This window comes from Vibrio sp. 10N.222.49.C12, assembly GCF_041475025.1.
Lineage (GTDB): Bacteria > Pseudomonadota > Gammaproteobacteria > Enterobacterales > Vibrionaceae > Vibrio > Vibrio crassostreae_C.
In genome coordinates this window covers 1-23,695 of record NZ_JBFRVF010000027.1, presented here as the reverse complement: position 1 = coordinate 23,695, position 23,695 = coordinate 1, and the positions used below count along the sequence as shown (strand labels likewise).

At 44.2% G+C, this 23,695-nt stretch carries 23 protein-coding genes and 1 riboswitch; of the genes, 17 read left to right on the top strand and 6 right to left on the bottom strand.

Going from position 1 to position 23,695, the window contains the following annotated elements; translation table 11 throughout:
* Positions 1-10 precede the first annotated feature (10 nt).
* A complete protein-coding gene (gene rsmD, locus AB4583_RS10435) occupies positions 11-613 on the bottom strand; it encodes a 16S rRNA (guanine(966)-N(2))-methyltransferase RsmD (RefSeq protein ID WP_017066764.1) in 603 nt (200 codons plus the stop codon).
* A gap of 230 nt (positions 614-843) precedes the next feature.
* On the opposite strand from rsmD, the gene ftsY reads away from it, so the two are divergent.
* The 6 genes from ftsY (at position 844) to glpG (ending at position 6,484) form a co-directional block, all read left to right on the top strand.
* The gene (gene ftsY, locus AB4583_RS10430; RefSeq protein WP_017068601.1) at positions 844-2,076 is read left to right on the top strand and encodes a signal recognition particle-docking protein FtsY; all 1,233 of its coding nucleotides are present in this window, start codon (positions 844-846) and stop codon (positions 2,074-2,076) included.
* A gap of 78 nt (positions 2,077-2,154) precedes the next feature.
* Entirely contained in the window at positions 2,155-2,832 is a 678-nt protein-coding gene (ftsE, locus tag AB4583_RS10425) for a cell division ATP-binding protein FtsE (RefSeq protein ID WP_004736585.1), read from the top strand.
* The gene (gene ftsX, locus AB4583_RS10420) at positions 2,819-3,787 is read left to right on the top strand and encodes a permease-like cell division protein FtsX (RefSeq protein ID WP_372104423.1); all 969 of its coding nucleotides are present in this window, start codon (positions 2,819-2,821) and stop codon (positions 3,785-3,787) included. The genes ftsE and ftsX overlap by 14 nt, the downstream gene beginning before the upstream one ends.
* Positions 3,788-3,964: 177 nt before the next feature.
* A complete protein-coding gene (gene rpoH / locus AB4583_RS10415; protein WP_017055518.1) occupies positions 3,965-4,822 on the top strand; it encodes an RNA polymerase sigma factor RpoH in 858 nt (285 codons plus the stop codon).
* Positions 4,823-5,262: 440 nt separating this feature from the next.
* Positions 5,263-5,583 (top strand): thiosulfate sulfurtransferase GlpE, encoded by a 321-nt coding sequence (gene glpE, locus AB4583_RS10410; protein ID WP_017061039.1) that lies wholly within the window; start codon positions 5,263-5,265, stop codon positions 5,581-5,583.
* Positions 5,584-5,641: 58 nt separating this feature from the next.
* Positions 5,642-6,484, top strand: coding sequence for a rhomboid family intramembrane serine protease GlpG (gene glpG / locus AB4583_RS10405; RefSeq protein WP_017063770.1), 843 nt, complete (start codon positions 5,642-5,644; stop codon positions 6,482-6,484).
* 87 nt (positions 6,485-6,571) lie between these two features.
* Here glpG and AB4583_RS10400 read toward each other — a convergent pair whose 3' ends face one another.
* Positions 6,572-6,979 (bottom strand): flagellar basal body-associated protein FliL, encoded by a 408-nt coding sequence (locus tag AB4583_RS10400; protein ID WP_372104420.1) that lies wholly within the window; start codon positions 6,977-6,979, stop codon positions 6,572-6,574.
* Positions 6,980-7,141: 162 nt separating this feature from the next.
* On the opposite strand from AB4583_RS10400, the gene AB4583_RS10395 reads away from it, so the two are divergent.
* Complete coding sequence (locus tag AB4583_RS10395) at positions 7,142-7,684, top strand: chorismate lyase (RefSeq protein ID WP_164091128.1); 543 nt, start codon at positions 7,142-7,144, stop codon at positions 7,682-7,684.
* A complete protein-coding gene (gene ubiA / locus AB4583_RS10390) occupies positions 7,685-8,539 on the top strand; it encodes a 4-hydroxybenzoate octaprenyltransferase (protein ID WP_017061043.1) in 855 nt (284 codons plus the stop codon).
* 103 nt (positions 8,540-8,642) lie between these two features.
* Here the strand turns inward: ubiA and plsB are convergent, their stop codons facing one another.
* Positions 8,643-11,066, bottom strand: coding sequence for a glycerol-3-phosphate 1-O-acyltransferase PlsB (plsB, locus tag AB4583_RS10385; protein ID WP_017071790.1), 2,424 nt, complete (start codon positions 11,064-11,066; stop codon positions 8,643-8,645).
* A 220-nt stretch (positions 11,067-11,286) separates the two neighbouring features.
* On the opposite strand from plsB, the gene AB4583_RS10380 reads away from it, so the two are divergent.
* The 4 genes from AB4583_RS10380 (at position 11,287) to dinF (ending at position 14,813) form a co-directional block, all read left to right on the top strand.
* Positions 11,287-11,649 (top strand): diacylglycerol kinase, encoded by a 363-nt coding sequence (locus tag AB4583_RS10380; RefSeq protein WP_017061045.1) that lies wholly within the window; start codon positions 11,287-11,289, stop codon positions 11,647-11,649.
* A 94-nt stretch (positions 11,650-11,743) separates the two neighbouring features.
* On the top strand, positions 11,744-12,364 hold the full coding sequence (lexA, locus tag AB4583_RS10375; RefSeq protein WP_019820514.1) for a transcriptional repressor LexA: 621 nt from the start codon (positions 11,744-11,746) through the stop codon (positions 12,362-12,364).
* Positions 12,365-12,461: 97 nt separating this feature from the next.
* Positions 12,462-13,340 carry a class I SAM-dependent methyltransferase gene (locus tag AB4583_RS10370; RefSeq protein ID WP_372104418.1) on the top strand — a complete coding sequence of 293 codons (879 nt, stop codon included), beginning with the start codon at positions 12,462-12,464 and terminating at the stop codon, positions 13,338-13,340.
* A 117-nt stretch (positions 13,341-13,457) separates the two neighbouring features.
* Positions 13,458-14,813 carry an MATE family efflux transporter DinF gene (dinF, locus tag AB4583_RS10365; protein ID WP_017061047.1) on the top strand — a complete coding sequence of 452 codons (1,356 nt, stop codon included), beginning with the start codon at positions 13,458-13,460 and terminating at the stop codon, positions 14,811-14,813.
* A 183-nt stretch (positions 14,814-14,996) separates the two neighbouring features.
* Here dinF and sthA read toward each other — a convergent pair whose 3' ends face one another.
* Positions 14,997-16,397 (bottom strand): Si-specific NAD(P)(+) transhydrogenase, encoded by a 1,401-nt coding sequence (sthA, locus tag AB4583_RS10360; RefSeq protein ID WP_017061048.1) that lies wholly within the window; start codon positions 16,395-16,397, stop codon positions 14,997-14,999.
* A 327-nt stretch (positions 16,398-16,724) separates the two neighbouring features.
* Between sthA and fabR the strand changes: the two genes are divergently transcribed.
* Both fabR and AB4583_RS10350 read left to right on the top strand, forming a co-directional pair.
* Entirely contained in the window at positions 16,725-17,366 is a 642-nt protein-coding gene (fabR, locus tag AB4583_RS10355) for an HTH-type transcriptional repressor FabR (RefSeq protein ID WP_010438693.1), read from the top strand.
* Positions 17,366-17,737, top strand: coding sequence for a YijD family membrane protein (locus AB4583_RS10350; RefSeq protein ID WP_017061049.1), 372 nt, complete (start codon positions 17,366-17,368; stop codon positions 17,735-17,737). The genes fabR and AB4583_RS10350 overlap by 1 nt, the downstream gene beginning before the upstream one ends.
* 80 nt (positions 17,738-17,817) lie before the next feature.
* Here AB4583_RS10350 and trmA read toward each other — a convergent pair whose 3' ends face one another.
* On the bottom strand, positions 17,818-18,927 hold the full coding sequence (gene trmA, locus AB4583_RS10345; protein WP_017061050.1) for a tRNA (uridine(54)-C5)-methyltransferase TrmA: 1,110 nt from the start codon (positions 18,925-18,927) through the stop codon (positions 17,818-17,820).
* A gap of 154 nt (positions 18,928-19,081) precedes the next feature.
* Positions 19,082-19,287: riboswitch (cobalamin riboswitch) on the top strand.
* Between the two features lie 39 nt (positions 19,288-19,326).
* Here trmA and btuB point away from each other — a divergent pair.
* Genes btuB through murI form a run of 3 tightly spaced genes read left to right on the top strand, consistent with a single transcriptional unit; the run spans position 19,327 to position 22,725 of the window.
* Positions 19,327-21,144, top strand: coding sequence for a TonB-dependent vitamin B12 receptor (btuB, locus tag AB4583_RS10340; protein ID WP_017070283.1), 1,818 nt, complete (start codon positions 19,327-19,329; stop codon positions 21,142-21,144).
* A gap of 48 nt (positions 21,145-21,192) precedes the next feature.
* Positions 21,193-21,858 (top strand): adenine nucleotide alpha hydrolase, encoded by a 666-nt coding sequence (locus tag AB4583_RS10335; protein ID WP_136977508.1) that lies wholly within the window; start codon positions 21,193-21,195, stop codon positions 21,856-21,858.
* Between the two features lie 60 nt (positions 21,859-21,918).
* The gene (murI, locus tag AB4583_RS10330) at positions 21,919-22,725 is read left to right on the top strand and encodes a glutamate racemase (RefSeq protein ID WP_017061053.1); all 807 of its coding nucleotides are present in this window, start codon (positions 21,919-21,921) and stop codon (positions 22,723-22,725) included.
* Here the strand turns inward: murI and AB4583_RS10325 are convergent.
* Positions 22,688-23,140, bottom strand: a complete 453-nt coding sequence (locus AB4583_RS10325; protein WP_017061054.1) for an RNA-binding protein — start codon at positions 23,138-23,140, stop codon at positions 22,688-22,690. The genes murI and AB4583_RS10325 overlap by 38 nt on opposite strands.
* Positions 23,141-23,695: the final 555 nt, after the last annotated feature.

Below are 23,695 nucleotides of genomic sequence, written 5' to 3'. Positions count from 1 at the left end.
TCAATAACTCCTATTCTTCAGTGATTCGATTGAACAGTCGGTAGCTTGACTGTCCGGTGGTCTTGTCGCGATGCAATTCCCAGTTCTCTGGCATAGCTTCGAGTTTCAGTTCTTTCTCTGTCTCGACGTAAATGATGGCATTGTCTGCAAGCCAACCGTTACTCTCAAGCAGTTGTACTGTTTCTGCCAGTAAGCCTTGACGAAATGGTGGATCAAGGAAAACCATATCGTAAGGCGTGCCCGGTTTCTTAAGGAAAGAGATAGCATCAGTATTCACGACATTAATGTTGTCTGCCTTGAGCTCTTTCGCGTTATCAGAAAGCTGTTTAGCCGCCTTTTGATTCATTTCGAGCAGTGTCACCATTTTGGCTTGGCGAGAAGCTGCTTCAAAACCTAGACCGCCAGAACCGGCAAATACATCCAAGCAAGTTGAATGTGGGATATCTTGAGCCACCCAGTTAAAGAGTGTTTCTTTTACTCGGTCAATGGTTGGGCGTAATCCTTCTAAATCATGAACAGGCAGCTTTCTACCTCTCCATGAGCCACTAATAATTCGAACAAAGCCTCCGGATGGCTTTTTTTGTGATGTGTTTTGCTGGCGACGTCTTACCATAGATTTTTTGACCGCTAATAAAGTGATACTATACCGAGCCCAATTTAAGTGGGTTCGTGTATTAAATAAATTTGCAATGACAAAGTGTATCAAGCTAAAAGCAAACTTATCACTGCTTTGTCATTTTTCTTTACTATTCGTTTGTACAAGCTTGTATTGTATAACAATAGCAAAGAGTCGACGTGTATTAAGTCAATACAGCTAATTAGTAGATCTAGGAAACTCCTCTGATGACGGAAAAAAAGAAGCGCGGATTATTATCGTGGCTTGGTTTTGGTGAAGAAGAACAAAGCCCAAAAACTCAGAATGAAGCGAACGTAGAAAGCGTTGAAGATCAAACTGAAGTTGAATCACAAGTTGAGGCTGAACAGGTCGCGCCTGAAGCTGAACAAGTTAAGCCAACTGAATCTGAGCAAGCGCTTGAAGAAGCTCAACAAGAGCAGCAACCTGTCGCAGCAGAAGCAGAAGCAGAAGCAGAAGCAGAACAGGAAGAAGTGGCAGTTCCTCAAGCTAAGGTTGAAGAAGTACAAGAGAAGCCGACAGAAAGCTTCTTTGCTCGTCTTAAGCGCAGCCTAAGCCGCACTAAAGCAAACATCGGTGCTGGTTTCTTTGGTCTGTTCAAAGGCAAGCAAATCGATGAAGACCTGTTTGAAGAGCTAGAAGAGCAACTTCTGATTGCTGACGTGGGTATGAATACCACGGTTAAGATCATTGAAAACCTGACAGAAAAAGCATCTCGCAATGACCTAAAAGACGGTGAAGCGCTTTATGGTCTGCTCAAAGAAGAGATGGCAGACATCTTAAGCCAAGTGGAACAGCCACTGGTTGTTGATACCACTAAAACACCTTACGTTATCTTAATGGTGGGTGTGAACGGTGTAGGTAAGACAACTACGATCGGTAAGCTGGCGAAACAATTCCAAAATGAAGGCAAGAAAGTGATGCTAGCAGCGGGTGATACCTTCCGTGCTGCAGCCGTTGAACAGCTTCAGGTTTGGGGTCAGCGTAACGATGTGCCAGTTATCGCTCAACACACTGGTGCGGACAGTGCGTCTGTTATCTACGATGCGATTGAAGCAGCGAAGGCTCGTGGTGTTGATGTTGTGATTGCTGATACAGCCGGTCGTTTGCAGAACAAGAGCAACCTGATGGAAGAGCTACGCAAGATCGTTCGTGTAATGAAGAAGATTGATGACTCTGCGCCACACGAAATCATGCTAACGCTCGATGCAGGTACAGGTCAGAACGCTATCAGCCAAGCGAAGTTGTTCAGTGAAGTGGCTCCAGTTACGGGTATTACACTGACTAAGCTAGATGGTACGGCGAAAGGTGGTGTAATTTTCTCAATTGCTGACCAGTTCCAGATTCCAATCCGCTACATTGGTGTGGGTGAAGGTATTGATGACCTGCGTCCATTTGAATCTAAAGACTTCATTGAAGCACTATTTAGCCGCGAAGAGTAACGCGAGTAGCAAAGTGGTTTATCCTTAATCTGCTACCGTTTTTAAATTTGATATGAGTGATCGTAAGAGGAATTTTCGGTGATCAAATTTCAGCAAGTGAGTAAAGCCTACCGAGGTGGAAGACAAGCGCTCCAAAAAGTGGACTTTCACCTGAAACGTGGAGAGATGGCTTTTTTGGGTGGGCACTCTGGGGCTGGTAAAAGTACCTTGCTGAAGTTGATCTGCGCGATAGAGCGTCCAACTGATGGACGTGTCTGGTTCAACGATCACGATATCACTCGTATCCCAGCCAAAGACATTCCTTTCTTACGCCGTAATATTGGGATTGTTTTTCAAGACCATCGCCTGCTGATGGACCGTTCGATTTTCGATAACGTCGCTCTGCCTATGCGTATTGAATCTATTTCTGAAAACGAAATAAAACGCCGAGTCAGTGCTGCGTTGGATAAAACCGGTTTATTAGATAAAGCCCGTTGTTTGCCAAGCCAACTTTCTGGTGGTGAACAACAACGCGTGGGTATTGCTCGCGCCGTGGTTAACCGTCCAACTCTGCTTTTAGCCGATGAGCCTACCGGTAATCTAGACCCTGAATTATCTAACCGTGTGTTGCGATTATTTGAAGAATTCAACCGCGCAGGTGTGACGATCATCCTAGCGACGCATGATATCGGGTTAGTGAACACTCGCCCTCAGTACCGCCATCTTGAATTAAACCAAGGATTTTTGAGTGAGGTTGAAGACTATGGCCGCGAATAAGCGCATCAAAAAACCTCAATCTAATCGAGCAGCAAACCGCGCTTCAAGCGACGGCTTCTTTGTTGTTCACTGGAAACAAGCCAAGTCATCGTTCTCGCAAATGTGGCAGCGCCCGTTAGGCAACTTACTGACCCTTGCGGTGATCTCTATGGCGTTGGCGATGCCAGCTTGTTTGTACCTATTAGGTAAAAATGTAGGGGAAGTGGCGCAAGATGTCACTAGCCCGTCACAAATAAGTGCTTATGTAGAGGATGGTATTCCTGAGCCACGAGTAATGGTGCTTAAGGATGAAATCGAAAGTTGGGATCAAGTTGAGCTCGTGGAGTACATTTCTCCGCAGCAAGGGCTTGCAGACCTCAGCCAGTATTCTGGTTTTGAAGACGCCTTAACCATTCTCGACGATTATTCACTGCCAGGTGTGCTGGTGATTACGCCAAGCGTGCACAGCGATACCTTAATTAAAGAGCTGGCAGGCACAGTTAAACAACAAGAATTAGTGACCGATGCTCGCCTAGACGAAGATTGGTTAGCGCGATTAGATGCGATCAAAGCATTAGCGGCTGTCATCGTGATTACCTTAACGGTATTGATGCTGGGCGCGGTATTTCTGATTATCGGCAATACACTACGATTTAATGTGTTGGCGCATAAAGAAGAGATTCAAACCATGAAGCTGATTGGTGCGACCGACAGCTACATTCTTCGACCATACCTTTATGCTGGGATGTGGTTTGGCGTTTTAGGTTCGATTAGCGCTTGGGTAATGACGGCATTGATTACCGTATTGCTGAACAGCGCGGTGGATGACTTGGCTCAGCTATACGACAGCCACTTCCGTTTAATTGGCCTGAGTTGGGATGAATCTTTACTGCTTTTGATCGTCGGAACTCTGCTTGGTAGTGTGGCTGCAAAGCTTTCTGCACAGCGTCACCTAAAAGAAATTGAACCAGTTTAGGTGAATAGAGTCATATTTAGACGAAAAATAGGCACTTCTTAACCAGTTTTTGCCTTGTATAGACGAATTGATTATGCATAATTACTTCCCCCTCCTTGAAACCTGTTCATTTTAGGTTCAAGATTGTAGGGTTTTAATAGATGTATTACTCCAGATCAGAGATTGATGAGGAACCGAATGGCAAACCAAGCGTATCAAATGGCTTTAGTCACACAAGATAGTTTAGATAGCTATATCCGCTCAGCGAACAGCTACCCTATGCTGACTCCTGAAGAGGAACGTGGACTTGCAGAGCGATTACATTACAAAGGTGAGATCGACGCTGCGAAAGGCTTGATCCTTTCCCACCTAAGATTCGTGGTGCACGTTGCAAGAGGCTACTCTGGCTACGGGCTACCAATGGCTGATCTCGTCCAAGAAGGTAACATCGGCTTGATGAAGGCTGTTAAGCGCTTCAATCCAGAAGTTGGTGTTCGTCTCGTCTCGTTTGCTGTTCACTGGATCAAAGCTGAAATCCATGAATACGTTCTACGTAACTGGCGTATCGTTAAAATTGCGACCACTAAGGCACAGCGTAAACTGTTCTTTAACCTTCGTAAGTCTAAAAAGCGTTTGGGTTGGTTCAATAACGGTGAAGTTGAGACGGTTGCTCGTGAACTGGGTGTTGAGCCTTCAGAAGTTCGTGAGATGGAATCTCGCTTAGCAGCACAAGATGCGACGTTTGAAGCGCCTATGGACGATGACGATGGCGGTTCTGCTTACACTGCTCCAGTTTACTACCTAGAAGACAAGGCGTCAGACGTTGCTGAGACGGTTGAAGCGGCTAACTGGGAGTCACACACCAATAATCGCCTAGGGCTAGCACTAGCAAGCTTAGACGAGCGTAGCCAACACATTGTTCGCTCACGTTGGTTAGACGACAACAAGGCAACCCTGCAAGACTTAGCGGATACCTACAGTATCTCAGCTGAGCGTGTTCGCCAGTTAGAAAAGAATGCGATGAAGAAATTGAAACAAGCCGTTGGTGATTTCTAATAGCATCTAGTTTCTATTAGCTTCTACTTTCTAGTAGAGCTAACAAATAGCTGAATTTTGAAAAGGCCGAGATCGAGAGATCTCGGCCTTTTTGTTTTGGATCGATTTCTCAACTTTTGCGATCGAAATTTGCAAAATGATTTTGTGGATAACTCTGTGAGAAGTTTATTCGTCAGCTATCTAAAAGCAGTGTGTAGTAAGGCTTTGACGGGGTTTTTCGAGTGGGGATATGTTTCAGTTAACCCACAGTTAGATCAGGATCATTACTACATGTTGTGGATCTATTTTTGAAAAGACACTTTATTCACGCAATTCACAGATTTATCCACAAATGGTGTAAAAGTGATCGCTGGTGGATAACCTTATTAAGTGGATGTGAATGTTAGCCTTGGGATAGGTTACAATGGCAGCAAAGTAAATCAGTATAAAAAGAGAAAGTCATGGACCAGTTTAAACATATCGATGTTAAAGGCGCTCAAGCCCTCATCGAACAAGGCGAAGCTCGACTTGTCGATATACGTGACCCGCAGTCTTTTGCGGTTGCCCACCCAAAAACAGCCTACCACCTGACTAACGATACGATGGTGTCATTCATGGATGAGGTTGAGTTCGAACAACCTATCTTAGTGATGTGCTACCACGGCATCAGTAGCCAAGGTGCGGCACAATATTTAGTGAACCAAGGCTTTGAAGAGGTATATAGTGTTGATGGTGGTTTCGAAGCTTGGCATCGTGCTGAACTTCCAGTGATCGCAGGTTAATGACTTTCATCACCTGAACCGCCTCAAGCATCCCTCATAGAATGAATAGGAAGTAACAATGATTAGATTGATGGTGTTAGACAATCCACGTCTTGCTCAAGCATTTATTGATTATATGGCCTCTCGTCAGATCCCTATTCAGATGTCTCCAGAGGGAGAAGGGCGTTTTGCTCTTTGGCTTCTTGATGGCCAATTTCAGGTTGAAACCGAAGCTGAGCTGAATCGTTTTCTGGCTGAGCCCAATCATAAGCGCTATCAAGCTGCATCTTGGGACATGGCAGAGACCAGAAAGAGCAACTTCCATTACCACACGCCAAGCTTCATGGGCATGATCAAAGCCAAAGCAGGCCCAGTGACACTAAGCCTGATGTTGGTGTGTGTGGTGATTTTTGCGCTGCAACAGATCGGTTTTGGCCAAGCTATTTTCAATGCCCTACATTTCCCAGCGGTGGATGGACAGCAATGGCAGCTGTGGCGTTGGTTGAGTCATGCCGTTCTACATTTCTCTGTTATGCACATCGCATTTAATATTTTGTGGTGGTGGCAGCTAGGTGGAGACATTGAGAAGAAACTTGGCAGCCTCAAGCTACTTCAGATCTTTGCTGTCTCTTCTGCGCTTTCAGGTGCTGGGCAGTATTGGGTTGAAGGGGCGAACTTCGGTGGTTTGTCTGGTGTTGTGTATGCCTTGGTTGGTTACTTATGGGTGGTTGGTGCGAAGGCGCCACAACTTGGTTTAGGTATCCCAAGACAGATTGTCGGCTTTATGTTGGTGTGGTTGGTGCTTGGGTACATGCAGCCATTTATGGCTATCGCCAATACGGCGCATTTAGCTGGTCTAGCCGCTGGTGTGATTATTGGCTTTATCGATGCGATGAAAGCACCAAGCTCGGCAAGAAGCTAATTCATATCTTCTAATGAGTAGCCAAACGATAGAGACAAAAAAAGCGGCCAGATGAGCCGCTTTTTTATTGGGATTCGTTTTACATCATTACTGATAAAGGTATTTGGTAAACAGTAAGTCAGCAATCAGGGTTTTACCTGTCTCTGGAAGCAAAATCTTGTTGAGGTGTTCAACTAAGGATTTTCTTAAGTCTTCACGGCCAGATAGAGATTTAATGGTTTCTTCGTTTTGTTTGCCAAGCAATTCAATCACCGCATCGCGAATCAGTGGTTGGTGATGCTCAATAGCGGCCAAGTCGCTACTAGTTGCCACCATGATGTCGAGGCGAACCTGAATGTAGCCCAGTTTTTTACCTTTAGTGTAAAAATTGGTGGTCAGGTCTGGCTCTAGCGTGAAGTAGGCGAGTTTAGCTGCCGACTCCTCTTCCGCGAAACTTGATGCTGAAAAGAGTAGGGTAATCGCAAGAAATATTTGGGCTACATAACGTTTGTGCATATTTGTGACTTTTCTTTAGTTTATTCGCGATATTCGAAACGCATTAGTCTTGTTACAATGAGCGGTCTAAATCTAAATACGTTTACAATTCGAAGAACGCTTTAATTTTGTTCGAAAGTTGAAGCTTTATTGTACGTGTAAAGTCACCTATTGAATACTAGTATGAATCAGCCAATATCGCTGTATCTTAATTCGTTAATGAATGTAGATTGGCAAAGTACAGAAACATTTGATTTTCCTAATGAAACCACCAAAGAGTGGCTGATGGAGCAAGGTTCTCTTTCCCGCAAGTTGGGGAAGTGCTGTCAGCACCTGTCTGTTGAGTTGCTTCATAATCAAGTTGTAGAACGCTCAATGCTGCAACAAGACGAGGAACATCTTTTATCATCGTTTGATTGCTTACTGCGTAAAGTGATTTTAAAGGGTGATGACGAACCGTGGGTGTTAGGTCGAACCTTGATTCCCCGAGTCACATTAGAAGATCATCAGCACTCAGACCTTTCTCAACAAGGTAATGTCCCGCTTGGATTGACCGTTTTCAGTGCTGAGAACGTGGAGCGAGATGCGCTGCAAGTCGGTTGGGTTATCGCAGGCGATGAGCGATTACTCGCGCGTCGTTCTCGATTATGGATGAACCATAAACCGATGCTTGTGGCAGAACTGTTTTTACCAACATCACCCATTTACTCTAAGGAGAGTGTGTAAATGCTTGCCACCAAAGCGAAGGCGTATTGGCAATTAACGCGAATGAATCGCCCGATTGGTACCCTATTACTCCTTTGGCCGACCTTGTGGTCACTGATTATCGCCGCACAAGGTATGCCTGATTTTGATGTCTTGGTTGTTTTTGTACTCGGCGTGGTGTTGATGCGTTCAGCTGGCTGTGTGATCAATGACTTTGCGGACCGTAAAGTAGATGGTCATGTTAAACGTACCAAGCAGCGTCCATTACCCTCAGGTTTGGTTTCCAGTAAGGAAGCGATTCTGCTCTTTTTAGTGCTAGCCGTAGTTTCATTCTTGCTGGTACTCACCATGAATCCACTGACCATTAAGCTCTCATTTATTGGTGTGGGTCTGGCGTTCATTTACCCTTTCATGAAGCGTTTTACGCATCTTCCACAGTTGTTTCTTGGCTTAGCGTTTAGTTGGGCGATACCAATGGCTTGGGCGGCACAAACCAATGAACTGCCAAGCATTGTGTGGTTTGTCTTCGTGATTAACGCGTTGTGGACGATTGCTTACGACACGCAATATGCGATGGTTGACCGAGATGATGACTTGAAGATTGGTATTAAATCGACGGCTATTTTATTTGGTCGCTTCGATAAACTGATTGTTGGCTCTTTGCAACTCGTCACCCTAGCGATGCTGATTGCGTTAGGCATGCATTACCAACTAGGAGATACCTTCTATTGGGCACTGTTGGTAGCGGGAAGCTTATTTGTGTATCAACAACACCTGATGCGCCACCGTGATCGAGACCTTTGTTTCCAAGCCTTTCTAAACAACAACTATGTTGGAATGGCAGTGACAGCGGGCTTGTTCATTACCTTCTGGTAATCATCCGCTTTTCGAGTTAACGAATGCTAAAGAAAAAGGCACCCATTGGGTGCCTTTTTTGATCGCGTTTGGCCTCGCTATTCAAGAGACACCAAGCTGATGATTACTCCGCTTGGTGGATACTCTCTTGAATCGTCAAACGTACTTCAGGGTAAAGCATTGAGTAGAGAAGCTTAGCGAATTGCTGAGTCTTGTCTAAATCACAGTTACCATCGTTATCCAGATATTGCTGTTGTTTCAGAGTTGCGAACATCGACGCAAACACGCCTTTATCGAAGAACTCTGGTGCATTGATGCCTTGCAGACGACCAAGTCGCTGTGCAATGTCTTGGCTCTTCTGTTCAAGATCGGATTTATCCAGATCAGGGTTCTCTGCTAACAGGTTCAAAGCAATAGAGTAGCGTTGTAGCGTTTCTGAAATCGTACGACCTAACAGCATCAGTGCTTGGCTGTTTGATTGGTTGATGGTGACTTCATTATCAGAAACCACAAGCATACCTTGGTTAACCAGCTCTTCAATGATGTTAGAAACCACGCCTTCAAGCTTGTCTTCGTCGTAGCTTAGGAACAGCTCTTTCTTCAAGAACGGGTAGATAGCAGCAACGTTCTCTTGGATCGCGTCAATTGATAAACCGCGTTGACGAATAGTCATCTGTGCAATTAACGATGGCAGAGCAAACAAGTGAATGATGTTGTTTCGGTAGTAGGTCATCAGAATTGACTGGTGACGGTCTAGCGAAATGATGTCGCCCATTGAGTCTGATTCAATCAAGAACTTGTTCAGTGATTCAGCATGTTTTACTAAATCTTCAGCGCTGTCTTTTGGCACAGTGAACGTTGCCGAATATGGAACATTCTTAAGCAGAGACAGGTAGCAATTAATCTGAGAAACCAAAGAGTCACGAGACAATGCGCGCTGTCTTGAAGCCAATAGTGCCGTTGCACAAAGGGTCAGGGCATTGGTCGCTGCCGCATCGTTAATGTGCGTCATCATTTTGGTCGCCAAGTCATTAACCACCGGGTTCATCCATTGTGGTTTGCTAGTGCCCATTGGGTCGATGTCTTTGGTCCACTCAGGTGAGTGTTCATTCAGGTATTGGTTCAGTTGAATTGGCTCACCGAAGTTCACGTAGCCTTTACCAAAGTTACGCAGCTTACGAATGGTACGAATCACTAAGCTCGCGTTTTCTTTCTCTTTACGCTTACCACGAAGTTCTTTTGCGTAAGTCGCCACTTCCATCACGTGCTCGTAGCCGATGTACACAGGAACCAAAGTCACCGGGCGATTCATGCCGCGCAGCATCGCTTGAATAGTCATCGCCAACATGCCGGTCTTCGCTTGCAATAAACGACCTGTACGAGAACGCCCACCTTCACTGAAGTACTCTACTGAGTAACCTTTAGCGAACAACTCCGCTAGGTATTCACGGAAAATCGTCGAGTACAGCTTGTTGCCTTTGAAGCTACGACGAATAAAGAACGCACCACCATGACGGAAAATAGGACCGGCAGGGAAGAAGTTCAGGTTGATACCCGCAGCGATGTGCGGCGGCACCATGCCTTCATGATAAAGCACATAAGAAAGCAGTAAGTAGTCCATGTGGCTACGGTGACAAGGCACGTAAACAATCTCGTGACCATCTTGAGCCAACTTACGAACCGTTGAAGCGTTGCTGATATGCAGGCCTTGGTACAACTTATTCCACAGCCAACCAAGAATCTTCTCACCACGCTTGATCAGCGAGTAAGAGAAGTTCGCAGCAATCTCGTCCATAATGTCTTGAGCTTCTTTGCTCGCTTTCTCGATCGAGATGTTCTTTGCTTGTGCTTCGTCTTCAATCGCTTTTTTGATCGCTTCTGATTTTAACAGGCGATCAAACAGAGCTTGGCGGCTTGGCAGGTTAGGGCCTGATGCTGCAAGCTTTTGGCGAGAGAAGTGAATACGTGCCACGCGCGCCAGTTTGTGCGCGATGGTGCTGTCGGTGCCGTGTGAGTTGGCCATGTAACGCAGAGAAACCACAGGACTAAAGCGAACCAAGCAGTCACGACCGGCTAGCAATACCGCTTTTGATTTCTCTAAGCCGTTCATTGCCTGTAGGTAAGGCTTCTGGTTATTCTCTTTACCAGGTTTGCGCCCCCACAAAACGGTAGCAGGGATAACTTGAACATCGAGTTCAGAGTCGTCGGCGTGCAGTGAAAGCAATTCAGAGAACACTTCAATTGAAGAGCTTGGTACATAATCATCGTCTTGCAGCAGAGTTTTGCGAGAAGAGATGAAAACGTAGCGTTGCAGTGATTTGCCGTTGATTTCAAGCTTGCTCAACGGATCAGGTAGGCCTAATTCAAGTGCATGTTTTTGCAATGTAAGAATGTCGACACTTGAGCGAAACGGTAAGGCGTATACAATAGGTTTGCTCAAATCAATGTTCAAATCCTCAACAGGGTTTGAAGGAATTGATGTGCCCTTTACCAATACGGATAAAGGTAGCTTCATTAATGAACGTGAAAAAGATTGTCCAGAAGACATATAGGTTCACTGCCTCAATAGTTATTTCAATGTGCTGAAGCGTATCTCTATTTCTCTGATAAAAAGGATAAATCCTATGAGTGAAATAGGGATAAGCCTAGGCGTAAATTTAATCGATGCAAGAATACCAGAAACTGGTCTAACCTTTTAATGGAAATAGTCATATTGCCGTTAAGTTTGTGGAAAATCATTCATCGACTGATTGAGTATAGGGTTAAAAATGACCAAAAAATCAAACACCGGATTCAAACGCATCATCAAAGCAGCAGGCTTTTCATGGCAAGGCATTACGAGTTCGTTTAAAAATGAGGCTGCATTTCGACAGGAAGTGTTCATGGCGGTCGTGCTTATTCCGTTGGCATTTTACCTAGATGTAAGCCAAGTTGAACGAATCTTAATGATCTCATCGGTGGTATTGGTGATGGTTGTCGAGCTAATCAATACCGCGATTGAAGCGGTTGTCGACCGAATCGGCAGTGAACATCATGAGCTTTCTGGGATGGCTAAAGATGTCGGTTCGGCAGCAGTTTTCATCTGTTTGGCACTCGCAGGTTATGTGTGGCTAGAGATCCTGTTTTTGTAATTTGCTAAAAATGAACTAAAAACAACCAATTGCTTTGCTTTTGTTCAGTTACTGGATATACTCACAGTCAACTGTATAAAAAGACAGGTGAATCATGAAGCCGTTAACGCCCCGCCAGCAACAAGTCTTTGACCTTATCAAAGGTAAGATCGAAGATTCCGGTATGCCACCGACACGTGCAGAAATCGCGCGTGAACTAGGCTTCCGTTCTGCTAATGCTGCAGAAGAACATTTGAAAGCTCTTGCTCGTAAAGAAGCGATTGAGATTATCCCGGGTGCGTCTCGCGGTATTCGTATTTTGCTTGAAGATGCAGCAAACGAAGAGCAAGGTTTACCATTAATCGGTCAGGTTGCCGCTGGTGAGCCTATCTTGGCTCAAGAGCATGTAGAAATGCATTACCAAGTTGATCCAGGCATGTTTAAACCACAAGCTGACTTCTTACTTCGTGTAAATGGCGAAAGTATGAAAGACATCGGTATTATGGATGGTGATTTATTAGCTGTTCATAAAACACAAGATGTACGCGATGGTCAGGTTGTAGTGGCTCGTGTCGATGATGATGTAACGGTAAAACGCCTAGAACGTAAAGGTTCAACGGTTCTGTTACATGCTGAAAATGAAGAGTTTTCTCCAATCCATGTCGATCTAGAATCTCAACACTTGTCTATTGAAGGGCTTGCGGTTGGTATTATTCGCAACACCGACTGGATGTAGTCAGTACAAATAGCTTATTGATATTTATTCTCAATAACTTGTCATTGTAATTGATATTCATTATCATCTTCTTTGTCGAGATACAAGGAAGATGATGATGCCAAACCCAACCAAACCTCAAATGAAGCCGCTTACTCGTAAGCCGCGCTCCTCTGTTCAAAAGGCTTCTTCTGAACAAGGGTCTGTACATCAAGAATTCCAAGTTCCGACCAACCTCGTTCAACATCTTTGGTTTCGTAGTCGTGAAAGCCTAGCCGATGATGGTCTCGTTTATGATCCTATCGCAGCTCAAGCCTGCAAGCGTTGCCAGCTCGCACCAGAATGTCTTACCGGTGAACTCGACCAACAGCAACTCCTTTACGCGACACTGACTCAACTTTGTGATTCTCAAGTTCAACAGTTTTTATCTCATAACCCAGATGCTTGGATTATTAACGTGGGAGCAGGGCTCGATACCCGTTTCTACCGTTTAGATAATGGCCGCTGTCATTGGGTTGAGTTAGATGTAACCGAGAATCTGCTTTGGCGACAACGCTTGTTCCACAAAAATGAACGCTATCGCTTAGAGTGTGGCTCTGTTGATGACCTAACTTGGTTGGATGAACTTAATATTCCAGAACAAGCCTCGGTGATGGTGGTGTGTGAACATGCTTTGCTGGATTGTAATGAACAACAGACCGCGAACTTCATTCAGTCTTTGAGCCGCTACTTTACTCATGCACATGCGTGTTTAGTCTTAGCTGGAGATAAAAGCTCAAGTACGTTGGGACAAAAGCTTGGTTCAGGAAAGTATGCTCATGGGTTGTCTTCACCAATAGACAGCGTTCTTAATTGGCTGCCATGGGCACAATGGGTAAAAGCGTTTTCTCCACTAGACCAAAAATGCAACCGTTGGAAATTGTGGCAGCGACTTCTTTGTAAGATCTCTCAGGTCAAAAAGCGTTTAACGCCGCAGTTAGTGCTCGTTAAGTGGTAACCCTAGTGGTTCTGTATTTCGAGTAACTGAGTACATAGCCGGTATAAGTAAAATTCCACAACATAGTGAAAGCCCACCCACTAGGTTAAACTATCGCCTCTAATCTAAGAGGTGATCGTGAAGTTATTTAATCCCCAAACTATTTTTCAAACGCTATCCAATCAGGCGATGCATAAAAAAGTGCTGTTGCTCGCGATCCCGATGGTTCTCTCTAATATTACTGTTCCACTGTTGGGCTTAGTCGATGCGGCGGTTATCGGTCACCTAGAGCACTCTTGGTATTTAGGTGGTGTGGCGCTGGGCGGCACAATGATCAGCGTGACCTTTTGGTTGCTTGGTTTCCTGCGTATGTCGACAACAGGGCTAGCTGCACAATCTTATGGTGCGAATGATGGCAAGCAACTAGGCTTAGTTTTTGTGCAAGGCGTGACCATGGCCTTAGGGTTTGCTGGTGTCTTTTTGCTTTTACACAGTTTAGTCGCCGATTTAGTTTTCTCATTGAGTAGCGCCAGTGATCAAGTTAAGCACTATGGTCAGCAATATTTCTCAATCCGCGCTTGGAGTGCACCTGCCGCGCTGACTAACTTTGTGATTCTAGGTTGGCTGCTCGGGACTCAAAACGCCAAAGCGCCAATGTGGATGGTGATCATCACCAATATCACCAATATCGTTTTGGATATCGTTTTTGTTATCGGCTTAGGGTGGCAAGTGGAAGGTGCTGCATTGGCATCTGTAATGGCTGATTATGCCGGTCTAACATTTGGCCTAATTTGTGTTTACCGAATCTGGGCGAAGAAGCAGTTACCATCGCCATGGGATCTGCTTAAGAAAACCAGCCAAGGTTTGAGTCGTTTCGTGAAATTGAATCGCGATATCTTTCTTCGTTCATTATGCCTACAAGCGACTTTCACTTTCATGACCTTCCAAGGTGCAAGCTTTGGCGATGATGTTGTTGCGGCCAATGCCGTGTTGATGAGTTTCTTGATGATCATCTCTTATGGGATGGATGGCTTTGCCTACGCAATGGAAGCGATGGTCGGTAAGGCGATAGGCGCGAAAGACAAAGATGAGCTGAACCAGTCATTGATTGGAACTTTCTTCTGGAGCTTCAATATTTGTTTGGTACTGACCATAGTGTTCGCACTCGTTGGCTCGAGCTTAATCAATATGATCACCACAATCCCAGACGTGAAGAGTCAAGCCGAGGTGTATTTACCGTGGTTAATCGCAATGCCATTGGTGTCTATGTGGTGCTTCTTGTTGGATGGTATTTTTGTTGGAGCAACCAAGGGCAAGGATATGCGCAATAGTATGTTTGTTGCGACCTGTAGTTTCTTCGCGATTTTCTATTTAGCATCAGGTTTAGAGAACCATGCACTGTGGTTAGCGATGCTGAGCTTTATGGCAATGCGCGGAATTGGTCTTGGTGTGTTGTTTGTTTCTCAGTGGAAGAAAGGGGAGTTTCTCGCTTAGCTCTGAGGGCTCTGTTTGTGGAGAGTAAATGAGGCTGTACAGGTAAAGGGGTATTTAGAACATCATGATCTAATTACTATCAATGCCTTAATATTCAGTGTTTTAAATAAAAACAGCAAGCGCGTGGCTTGCTGTTTATGTATTTGGCCTATGGGTGGTCAAATACTCCTATTGGTTCTTTATCTAGAATAAACGGTTAAGCCCGTTGAGTGCTGCAACACGATAAGCTTCCGCCATCGTTGGATAGTTAAAGGTTGTATTCACAAAGTACTCGATGGTATTTGCTTCACCTTTCTGTTCCATGATCGCTTGTCCGATATGGATGATTTCAGCGGCACGCTCACCAAACACGTGGATACCTAAAATCTCTTTGGTTTCGCGATGGAACAGAATCTTCAAGCTACCAATGTCTTTACCCGCAATTTGAGCACGAGCTAGGTGTTTGAATGAAGAACGTCCTACTTCATACGGTACTTTAGCTGCGGTAAGTTCTTGCTCGGTTTTACCAACAGAACTGATCTCCGGGATGGTGTAGATGCCGGTTGGAATGTCTTCGATAAGGTGGCGTTCAGCTTCACCTTTCACAATTGCTTGAGCCACAAATCGACCTTGGTCATAAGCCGCGCTTGCTAGGCTAGGGTAGCCAATCACATCACCGACAGCGTAAACATGGTCAACATTGGTTTGGTAATTGGTATTTACTGAGACTTGCCCACGCGAGTCCGCTTCTAAGCCAACAGCACCAAGGTTCAGTTTATCGGTATTACCCGTTCGGCCATTGGCATACAGTAGGCAATCAGCGCGCATCTTTTTACCTGACTCTAGGTGAATGATCACGCCATCATCAGTGCCTTCAATTTTCTCAAAGGTTTCATCGTTGCGAATCACGACACCGCTGTTCCAGAAGTGATAAGAAAGTGCATCTGAGGTTTCATTGTCTAGGAATGACAACAGACGGTCACGAGTATTGATAAGATCGGTTTTTACACCCAAACCGCGGAAAATCGACGCGTATTCACAACCAATAACGCCAGCACCATAGATGATGATGTGTTGCGGGTCGTGTTTAAGAGAAAGAATCGAGTCACTGTCGTAGATACGTTCATGCAGGAAGTCGACGTTATCTGGTTGGTAAGGGCGAGAGCCTGTCGCGATAACAAATTTGTCTGCACTGTAATGTTCTTCAGTGCCATCGCTTTGCATTACCGAGACAGTGTTGGTATCGATAAAACGTGCAGTACCAAAGACCAACGTGCACTGGTTGCGGTCGTAGAAGCCTTGGCGTAATCGAGTCTGCTTGTCGATAACCGATTTGGCATGCCCCAAAATGTTAGAAAACGTTGAGTGTATGCTTTTGTTGTTCTGACAAAACAGCGGATTACTGTTGAATTCGATAATACGACTTACGGCATGACGCAGTGCTTTTGAAGGAATTGTTCCCCAGTGAGTACAACCACCACCAACGCTGCTCTCTTTCTCAATGATTGCAACGTTCAACCCGGCTTTGGTTAATCCCATCGCTGCCCCTTCTCCTCCGGGGCCACTACCAATTACGATTACATCAAAGTGGTTGGAGTGCGGCATAGATATCTTCCTTGTTATATTTGATTAACATTGCTTTAGCGAGATTTTAACCGATTCTGTTCTCGGGTACATGAAAAGGGCATCAGAGAGTCGGTGGGATCACGCAGTGTTATCGAAAAAATAATATTTGGTATGTCGTATGTCTCCAAATGACAGCGTGGATATTGAAATTTTTTCTTCGAACGTATTTACTTCGGTACGTGAACAAAGAGGTATGTTTAGTGTCTTATATAACCAGAGTGCCTTATATAAATAAGTGATTCGCGTTATATTGAATAGAGTATTAGACATGCCTGTTTAGGCTGTAAAAGAAGAAATTGATAAAGTATGAAACCAATGGGCATTCGCGCACAGCAAAAAGAAAAAACTCGTCGCAGCTTAATCGATGCAGCATTTAGCCAACTCAGCGCCGATCGTAGTTTTTCCAATCTAAGCTTGAGAGAAGTCGCTCGTGAGGCTGGAATAGCACCGACTTCCTTTTATCGTCACTTCAAAGACATGGATGAGCTTGGCTTAACCATGGTTGATGAAGGTGGCTTACTGCTGCGCCAGTTAATGCGTCAAGCTAGGCAACGCATAGTAAAAGAAGGCAGTGTGATTCGTACATCGGTTGAAACCTTTATGGAATTCATTGAAAGCAGCCCTAACGTATTCAGACTGTTATTGCGAGAGCGCTCAGGAACTTCATTTGAGTTTCGTGCAGCGGTAGCTCGTGAGATACAGCACTTCTCTGCTGAGTTAACCGAATATTTGATAACGACTGGCATGACACGAGACGAAGCTTTTACTCAAGCTGAAGCCTCCGTTATCTTGGTCTTCAACTCAGGGGCAGAAGCATTAGATTTAGATCGACGTCAGCGAGATGAACTGGCTGAACGCTTGATCATGCAATTGCGAATGATGGCCAAAGGGGCTTTTTGGTATCGTAAAGAACGTGAACGTAACCGATTAAAAGGCGGGATTGAATAATGTCGAATGAAAATAATACTGTAAACCGTGGTTCAGAAAGAAAGACACTCGTACTTGCTGTTATTGCCGGTGTGTGTGGTGATGCTCTGTTATCTTGGGTAACAATGAGCGAAGTGGGCTTCTCTATTTTCCCACTGATTGCTTTAGTCTTGGCTGTACAAGCACTTTACCAAGAGTACCTAACTAACCCAGTATCTGAAGATATTCCACTAGTAGGTTTGGCTTGTTTCTTTGTAGGTGCATTTGGCCACTCGGCTTTTGTGAAGGCACAACACCCTGATGCTGGCTCAAACTTCTTTGCGATTATTGTCGCGATGTTGCTTCTTGCATGGGTAGGTAAGAAACTCGGCTTTATCGGCAAAACTGCTTAAGCTGATTTAGAAATTAAAAAAACGAGCCAATGGGCTCGTTTTTTTGTATCTGCTGTTTGGCTTAGACCTGAAAGCGATACTTACGCTTTACGCTCTAGGAATACGCCAGCTTCCATGTGGTGCGTGTAAGGGAACTGGTCAAACAGAGCAAAACGAGTGATGTCGTGCGTTTCGCTTAGGATGTCTAGGTTCTCTTTCAATGTTTCAGGGTTACAAGATATGTACATGATACGCTCGTAGCCTTGAACCATCTTACAAGTATCAACATCCATACCTGAACGCGGTGGATCAACAAAGATAGTGTTGCAGTTGTAGCTCTTAAGATCGATGTTCGCTTGCTGTAGACGACGGAACTCACGCTTGCCTTCCATTGCTACAGTAAAATCTTCTGCAGACATACGGATGATCTGAACATTTTCAATGTTGTTCGCAGCGATGTTGTATTGCGCAGATTCTACTGACGGTTTCGCCAGTTCAGTTGCCAGTACACGCTCGAAGTTTTGTGCTAGCGCTAATGAGAAGTTACCGTTACCACAGTAAAGCTCAAGTAAGTCGCCTTTGCTGTCTTGAGTACAATCGACAGCCCATTCCAACATTTTCTCTGCCACTTTGCCGTTGGGTTGAGTAAAGCTGTTCTCTACTTGTTGGTAGATGTAGCTATCACCATTCACATCTAGCTTTTCAATTACGTAGTCGCGGTCCAGTACGATTTTCATCTTACGCGCACGGCCAATCAGGTTTAGGTTAAAACCTTCATCGTTTAATTGCTGCTTAAGTGCTTTAGCATCTTGAATCCACTGTTCACCTAATTGACGGTGGTAAAGCAATGACACCAAAATTTCGCCGCTTAACGTAGAAAGGAAGTCTACTTGGAATAGCTTGTGGCGCAGAGAGTGGTTGTCCTTCATTGCATCTGTTAATAGAGGCATTAGGTCATTGATAAGACGGCTAGCTGCAGGGAACTGGTCTACGCGGTATTTTTCTTTAGTCTCTTGATTGAACATGACGTAATACATATCGTCACCTTCATGCCACACGCGGAACTCAGCACGCATGCGATAGTGTTGTTCTGGAGATTCATACACTTCCAGTTCAGGCACATCATATTCTGAGAACATTTCTGTAAGACGCTCTGTCTTTTCTGCCAGTTGTTCTTGGTAGCGTTGCGGGTTTACATCTAAATTCGCCATTGTTATGCCTTTTGCTGTCGTGCTTTTAAATCAAGAGCGCAGATTTTATTCAATCACAGGCGCTTGTCCAGTGTTGAGAGCCATTCAATGTAAATCGACCATGAAAACTATAGCTTATAACTATCTTAGACTAGACAAATGATTCATAGGTCAATACTATCTTCGGCAAGCTGGTGTCATTTAGATGTATAGATGGCTGAAGAGGGAATCTGGTGTAAATCCAGAACTGACGCGCAGCGGTAAAAGAGAACGAGTATTCATAAGACACTGCAAATAGCTTTTTGTGGGAAGTCGAATATTAGGTAACCATAAGGGTTGTGCTCTTGAGTCCGAATACCTGCCAGCGGCTAAACCATGACATGTGGTTTGGTAGGAATTTACGCGATTTAGGATCACAACATGAACAAATCCCTTTTAGCGGTTGCTGTAGCATCGCTGCTTTCACCTATCTCCAATTTACACGCCCAACAAGCATCTGCCGACGAAACCATGGTGGTTACGGCTAACCGTTTTGAGCAAAGCACGGAAAGTGTTGTCGCTCAAGTTGAAGTAGTAACACGCCAAGATATCGATCGAATTCAAGCTAAGTCTCTAACAGATGTGTTTAGACGATTGACGGGTATTCAGGTTTCACAAAATGGAGGCCGAGGACAGCAAGCTTCGATCTTTGTTCGTGGTGCTAACTCTGATCAAGTGCTTGTTCTCATTGATGGTATTCGTTTTGCGCGAGCTGCAAAGGGTGGTGTCGATTTTAGCCAGTTACCAATTACATTCGTTGACCGAGTGGAATACGTTCGAGGAGCTCGTGCCGCTATGTATGGCTCAGAAGCTATCGGCGGTGTTATCAACATTATTACTGTTGCAAACTCTGACAATGAAAAAACGGCAGTTAGTGCAGGTTTAGGAAGCTTAGATTACCAAGAGCTGAGCTTTGTTAGTGGTACTAAGGTCGGTGAAAATGGTCACTTGAACGTATCTGTTGGTTACGATTCCGATGAGGGATACAACGTTCATCCATTACCAGGTGTTAATGATGGTGATCGCCATGGTTTTGAATCACGCAATGCTCTAATTGGTTATGTTCATAATTTTGATCAGCAATGGAGTGGCTTCGCGAATTTCCGTATGTTTGAAACCATTTCTCAGTACGATGGTTCATTTGGTACAGACCATTCTTACAAAGAAGCTGAAGTTCAAAATTCGACCTTTGCTACTGGTGTTAAATATAGTGGCAGTGAACTTAAGTCTGATTTCTTAGTTAACTATCAGAATCAAGATAACTGGAACTACGAACAGTCTTTAGGCAAGAACTCAGCGTCAGCAACATCTGATGAGCTTGAACAGCTAAATGTTCAATGGGTGAATTCATACAAACTAACGTCGTCACTGACTCTTAGTGGTGGTGTAGATTGGCGTGATGAGGCTTATATTGTTAAGCCTTCGAATACTGAATACGACAGAACGAATGTTGCGTACTTCGCTGCATTAAACGCAGATGCGGATAAAGTGTTCGGAGAACTGAGTCTTCGTGTTGATGACAATGAGCAGTTTGGTACAGAAACTACTTACAACACAGGGTTAGGCTATCGTTATGCTGAGTGGCTTGTTGTAAAAGCAGCTTATGGCACATCCTTCAAAGCACCTAACTTGTATCAACTATATAGCTACTACGGTAATGCACAGTTAGAAGCTGAAAAGGCAGATTCATTTGAACTGACTTTTGGTGGCTTAATCAAGGATGTTGATTGGTCGATTACTGGCTATGACACGAACGTCGAAGACTTAATTGATTACAACTACGCGACAAGTAAGTACTACAATACCGATGGCGAAAGCCAATTACGTGGTGTGGAAATGGTCGTTGGATTTGATACTAGCTTTATTAACCACCAAGTGAGCGCTAATTTCCAAGACCCAGAAGATCAATCTGGTGAGCAACTGATACGCCGAGCTAAGAAGATTTACAAGTATAATGCAGTGGCTAGTTTCGATGATGTTGATGTTTCATTAGGTTTCCAATATGTAGGTGAGAGACCGGACTTCTCTGAAGATCTCGCAGCGTATAGCTTGTTTGATGTTTCAGTGAACTACTATGCGAATGAAAACCTTACTTTAAATGGTCGAGTGGATAACTTAACTGACGAAGAGTACGAGACTGCTGGTGGATACCCATCACCAGAGCGTACATATTACGTGAATGCTACTTACCAATTCTAATTATCACCTAAACCGCCTTCGGGCGGTTTTTTCTTATTGGGTATATCAATGAAAAAGAAAGTCGTCATAAGTTGGTCGTCAGGCAAAGACTCTACATTAACCCTAGAGCGTTTGCTTGAGAGTGCTGAGTATGAAGTTGTTGCTCTTTATACTACCTATGTTGGAGATGAAGTCCCTTTCCAGGTAACTCCTATTGATGTCGTTGCCATGCAGGCACAATTAATCGGTTTGCCACTCATTACCATAGAGCTTCCTGAAGTGTTCCCGAGCAATGAGATTTACCAAAGTACGATTGTCTCAGCATTGGAAGGGTCTTGCTTATCAATTGATGCGGTCGCATTTGGCGATATGTTTTGCAATGGCATTGCCGACTATAGAAAAAGCTATATAGAACCGGCTGGCTGGGAGTGTGTGTTTCCACTAATGGGAGAGAGTAGCCAAACTCTGGCTCAAGAAATCATAAATAGAGGAATCGAAACCTTTCTCGTCACAGTTGATAGCGATGCATTAGACATGAGCTATTGCGGGAAAGAATACACGCCTGAACTAATAGACAGTTTGCCAAGTCACGTCGACCCATGTGGAGAAGATGGTGAGTTCCATACCTTAGTCACGTCAGCGCCATGCTTTAAAGGTAAGCTTAAGATAGAGCTAGAAAATGTAGAGCAGGGTGAGCGCTTTGGGCATCAACGCTACCGAGCTTGCATTATGTAGAGTGATGATTGGCGAAAACTAGGTGAAGGGGTATCATTGCTGCGGAACTTATTACAGGTAATGGTTGTGTCGGAAAGCATACAAAAAAACATATTGGTCTTTGATTCTGGAGTTGGCGGTCTGTCTGTATATAAAGAGATAAGCCAGTTACTACCCAATCACAACTATATCTATGTATTCGATAACGAGGCTTACCCTTATGGTGAGCTCGATCAGCAAGTCCTCATTCAGCGAGTCCAAAGTATCGTCGCCAGTTTTGTGGCGAGTCACGCTATTGATATCGTGGTGATAGCTTGTAATACGGCCAGTACGATAGTCCTGCCGACACTTCGCGCTAATAACCTTATCCCTATTGTCGGCGTAGTCCCGGCAATCAAACCTGCTTCGTTACTGGCTAATAAAGCGGTTGGCCTTATTGCGACTCCCGCGACGATTACTCGTGAATACACACACGAGCTCATCAAAAACTTCTCGAGTAATAAAAGAGTAGAGCTGTTGGGTTCTACTCGGCTGGTGGATATGGCCGAAGATAAACTCAGAGGCGAGGAGATTAGCCTTGAAGAGTTACAGCAAATCCTTCAGCCGATGATCAACACAATTGATGTGGCTGTATTAGGATGTACTCATTTCCCATTGATCAAATCAGAGATTCAACAAGTACTAGGTGAAAGTGTAGTGCTGATAGATTCTGGTAAAGCGATAGCTAAGCGGGTTCAAGATTTGTTGGGTTTGGAAAGCGTTAATAAAGAAGGGGGAGTACGTGAAGTTTTTTGTAGTGCACTTCCTAAAAAAGAAAGTGCACTAAATAGTATGTTAAAGCAGTTAGGGTTTAGCTCAGTTCAGATTCGTCCGCTTCAGGATGTTTAGGATCATTTGCAACACGTACTTTTAAAGTGCGTTGCATGTAATCTTTATCGTTAAGTGCAGAGATTGCATGATTCACATCATTACTTGCCATAACAACAAATCCAAAGCCTCTTCTTTTACCAGTACGTTTGTCTTTCATTAAACGTACTGCAAATACTTCACCATGCTCTGAGAATAATTCACGTACATGTGATTCGTTCGCTTTGTATGGAAGGTTACCCACATAAAGTGTTTTGGTTGAAGCCTTAGGTTCTGAATCTGATTTTGAGTCGGTGCTTGAAAAGTTAACAACAAAAGCGGAAGCCAAGACACCAAGGATAAAGGTAATTGCAGGCGATATATCTACCTGAGAGAAAACAATGCCGCCTAATACAGCCAGTGCGACAATTAACAACATCGATTTTTTTGAGTTCATATCGGAATACTACATATTAATAAACGAAATAGACGCATCTACCATTAACAAAATAGACACATGAATCTTACGTTCATGGCTTCCATTTTTCCAATGTATTGCTGTGATACGTCTCAAATGTTTAGTTTTTATTCGAAAAATGCGGATCTGGTGGCTTTTTAGGCGAACAAAACTTTTATTTCAAAAAGCCCTTGTGCTCCATCTCAATCTCTCTATAATGCCGCCTCACCGACACGGAGTGAGACGAAAGTCACACAGCGAAATCGGTAGAGAAAAAGAGTTTGAAAATAACCCTTGACTCTCAAAGTGGTGCAGGTATAGTACGCACCCCTAGCGACTGAGATGTGAATCACAAAACGCTAGCGCTCTTTAACAATTTAAACCTATCAATCTGTGTGGGCACTCGTTGATGAATATCAAAACGTTTTATCTTCTCTTTTAATTAAGAGAAGTAAAACAGATTCCTCGGAATCAACTTTGGTTTCAATGAACTGAGTGACCAATACGAATAACTACTTTCTCTTGTAGAAAGAAAGTATTTGGCACAGTCAATTC

What these genes read in the sequence shown, in the direction of transcription:
- rsmD (WP_017066764.1), bottom strand. Translation starts at nt 613, where the DNA reads ATGGTAAGACGTCGCCAGCAAAACACATCACAAAAAAAGCCATCCGGA.
- ftsY (WP_017068601.1), top strand. Translation starts at nt 844, where the DNA reads ATGACGGAAAAAAAGAAGCGCGGATTATTATCGTGGCTTGGTTTTGGT.
- ftsX (WP_372104423.1), top strand. Translation starts at nt 2,819, where the DNA reads ATGGCCGCGAATAAGCGCATCAAAAAACCTCAATCTAATCGAGCAGCA.
- rpoH (WP_017055518.1), top strand. Translation starts at nt 3,965, where the DNA reads ATGGCAAACCAAGCGTATCAAATGGCTTTAGTCACACAAGATAGTTTA.
- glpE (WP_017061039.1), top strand. Translation starts at nt 5,263, where the DNA reads ATGGACCAGTTTAAACATATCGATGTTAAAGGCGCTCAAGCCCTCATC.
- glpG (WP_017063770.1), top strand. Translation starts at nt 5,642, where the DNA reads ATGATTAGATTGATGGTGTTAGACAATCCACGTCTTGCTCAAGCATTT.
- AB4583_RS10400 (WP_372104420.1), bottom strand. Translation starts at nt 6,979, where the DNA reads ATGCACAAACGTTATGTAGCCCAAATATTTCTTGCGATTACCCTACTC.
- AB4583_RS10395 (WP_164091128.1), top strand. Translation starts at nt 7,142, where the DNA reads ATGAATCAGCCAATATCGCTGTATCTTAATTCGTTAATGAATGTAGAT.
- ubiA (WP_017061043.1), top strand. Translation starts at nt 7,685, where the DNA reads ATGCTTGCCACCAAAGCGAAGGCGTATTGGCAATTAACGCGAATGAAT.
- plsB (WP_017071790.1), bottom strand. Translation starts at nt 11,066, where the DNA reads ATGTCTTCTGGACAATCTTTTTCACGTTCATTAATGAAGCTACCTTTA.
- AB4583_RS10380 (WP_017061045.1), top strand. Translation starts at nt 11,287, where the DNA reads ATGACCAAAAAATCAAACACCGGATTCAAACGCATCATCAAAGCAGCA.
- lexA (WP_019820514.1), top strand. Translation starts at nt 11,744, where the DNA reads ATGAAGCCGTTAACGCCCCGCCAGCAACAAGTCTTTGACCTTATCAAA.
- AB4583_RS10370 (WP_372104418.1), top strand. Translation starts at nt 12,462, where the DNA reads ATGCCAAACCCAACCAAACCTCAAATGAAGCCGCTTACTCGTAAGCCG.
- sthA (WP_017061048.1), bottom strand. Translation starts at nt 16,397, where the DNA reads ATGCCGCACTCCAACCACTTTGATGTAATCGTAATTGGTAGTGGCCCC.
- fabR (WP_010438693.1), top strand. Translation starts at nt 16,725, where the DNA reads ATGAAACCAATGGGCATTCGCGCACAGCAAAAAGAAAAAACTCGTCGC.
- AB4583_RS10350 (WP_017061049.1), top strand. Translation starts at nt 17,366, where the DNA reads ATGTCGAATGAAAATAATACTGTAAACCGTGGTTCAGAAAGAAAGACA.
- trmA (WP_017061050.1), bottom strand. Translation starts at nt 18,927, where the DNA reads ATGGCGAATTTAGATGTAAACCCGCAACGCTACCAAGAACAACTGGCA.
- btuB (WP_017070283.1), top strand. Translation starts at nt 19,327, where the DNA reads ATGAACAAATCCCTTTTAGCGGTTGCTGTAGCATCGCTGCTTTCACCT.
- AB4583_RS10335 (WP_136977508.1), top strand. Translation starts at nt 21,193, where the DNA reads ATGAAAAAGAAAGTCGTCATAAGTTGGTCGTCAGGCAAAGACTCTACA.
- murI (WP_017061053.1), top strand. Translation starts at nt 21,919, where the DNA reads ATGGTTGTGTCGGAAAGCATACAAAAAAACATATTGGTCTTTGATTCT.
- AB4583_RS10325 (WP_017061054.1), bottom strand. Translation starts at nt 23,140, where the DNA reads ATGAACTCAAAAAAATCGATGTTGTTAATTGTCGCACTGGCTGTATTA.